The 1,960-nt window shown below is 79.6% G+C and carries 1 protein-coding gene; it reads right to left on the bottom strand.

From position 1 onward, the window contains the following. Positions 1-1,797 (bottom strand): diguanylate cyclase domain-containing protein (locus GTQ99_RS22650; protein WP_166617925.1); only part of this gene is annotated, 1,797 nt, incomplete at its 3' end. Between the last annotated feature and the right edge of the window lie 163 nt (positions 1,798-1,960).

Below are 1,960 nucleotides of genomic sequence, written 5' to 3'. Positions count from 1 at the left end.
GCCGGCACGGCCGACGCTGGCCCCCACCCGCACCTGCGCCCCGGCGTGGCGACCGCTCAGCGCCACCGGCTCGCTCACGGCGTCGATGAGGCGGCGGCCGAGGTCCACCAGGGCCGCGTCGGCCGTGCCGGCCGCGCGGCCGTCCCCGCCCTCGACGAGGACGACGAACTCGTCGCCGCCCAGGCGGGCCACGACGTCGCCACCGCGCAGGCAGGCCGCCATCCGCGCGGCCAGCACCCGCAGCAGCTCGTCGCCGGCGGAGTGGCCGTGGGTGTCGTTGACGGCCTTGAAGTGGTCCAGGTCGACGAAGAGCAGCCCGATCCGGCCGCCGCTGCGGGCGGCCCGGTGCAGCGCCGCCTCGACGAGCAGCAGCGCCTGCGCCCGGTTGGGCAGGCCGGTGAGCGCGTCGTGGGAGGCCTGGTGCGCCAGGTCGGCCTGCAGCCGCTCGCGCTCGGAGAGGGCGCCGACCATCCGGCGCACCGAGTCGTGCACGACCTCCCCGAGGGGGCCGTGCACGGGGCGGTGCACGACGTCGGCGTCCAGCGCGCCGTCGGCGACGGCCTGGGCCTGGTCGCGCACCCGGCGCAGGTTGTCGACGGCGGCGGCCAGCCCGCGGGCCACGGTGCGCACCTCGGCGGGTCCGGACTCCTCCACGTCCAGCAGCTCGCCGTCGCTGACCGCGCGGGCCTGCGCGGCCAGGCGGCCCAGCGGGGCGGCGATCCAGCGGCGCAGCAGCAGGGCGGCGGCCAGCGTGCCGGCCACCAGCAGCGCGCAGACGGCGACGAGCACGCGCAGGGTGTCCCGGGCCTCGCGCGCGGGGCCGCCCGCCGCGGTGACGGCGTCCGCGCCGGTCCGCGCGACGACGGCGCCCAGCGCCGCGTCGCGGGCGCTGTCGGCCTCGGTGAGCGCGAGGAACTGCGCCGGCTCCAGCGAGCCGTCCTGCAGCGCCGCGGTGCGCAGCAGCGCCTCCAGCCGCACCGCCTCGGGGGTGGAGACGACGCCGGTCCAGCGGGCGGCGCTGCGCGGGGAGCTCAGGGAGGTCACCTCGGTGGCCGCGACGGCGTAGCCGCCCCAGGTCGACAGGAACGCCGCGCGGTCCTCGAGGCGCTCCTCGCCGCTCGTCGTCAGCGAGGAGAAGTACAGCGGCACCTCGACGCTGGCCAGCGAGGAGGCCCGCGAGATGCGCTGCAGGTCGGCGACGGCGCGGGTGCCGGCGTCGTCGAGGCCGGCGGCGCTCGCCCTCTGCAGGTGGTCGCCGACCCGGACCGCCAGGCGCGCGACGAGGCCGCGGTAGCCGCCGAAGACGGCCGACAGGTCGCCGTCGCCGGACTGCGCCCGCAGCCGCCGCACCTCCCGCCCGGCCGCGGCGGCCCGCGCGGCGGCGCCCGTGGTGCCGGCCGCGGCGACCGCCTCGTCGGTGGTCCGCTGCGCGGCGGAGAGCCGGGCGCCCAGATCAGCGCCCGCGGAGGTCGGCAGCGCCGCCAGCGAGGCGCCGTCCAGGCCCACGGAGGCCGCGGTGGCGGGGTCGCCCAGGACGGCCCGGCCGAGCACAGGCACGACCTCCTGGGCCACGGCCGCGCGCACGACGTCGAGGGCGACGGCGCTGCGCACCTCGTCGGTGGCCGCGGCGGCGGCGCCGGCGCGCTCGGCCTGCTCCTGCACGGCGTAGCCGACCAGGCCCACGAGCCCGACGAGCGGGACGAGGACGAGGGCGAGCAGGCTGCGCTGCAGCGACCCGGACCTGGTGCCGGGGCGTGCGCGGTGCGGGTGGTCGGCGGGCGGCTGGACTGGTGGCACGAACGCTCCTCGACGGCCCGGTGCAGCTCGTTGAGCTGTCAACCGAGTCTGCCACCCGGTTGCCCGCGCGCACCAGGGTGCAGCGCGACGCAGCGCGTCAGGCCCCGGTGCCGGCGACCGCCGCCCCCGCCGGCGGCACCGCCCCGCAGCGCCTCACCGTGGA

It is taken from the genome of Kineococcus vitellinus (assembly GCF_009906315.1).
Taxonomy (GTDB): Bacteria; Actinomycetota; Actinomycetes; order Actinomycetales; family Kineococcaceae; genus Kineococcus; species Kineococcus vitellinus.
This window is presented reverse-complemented; position numbering and strand designations above follow the sequence as displayed.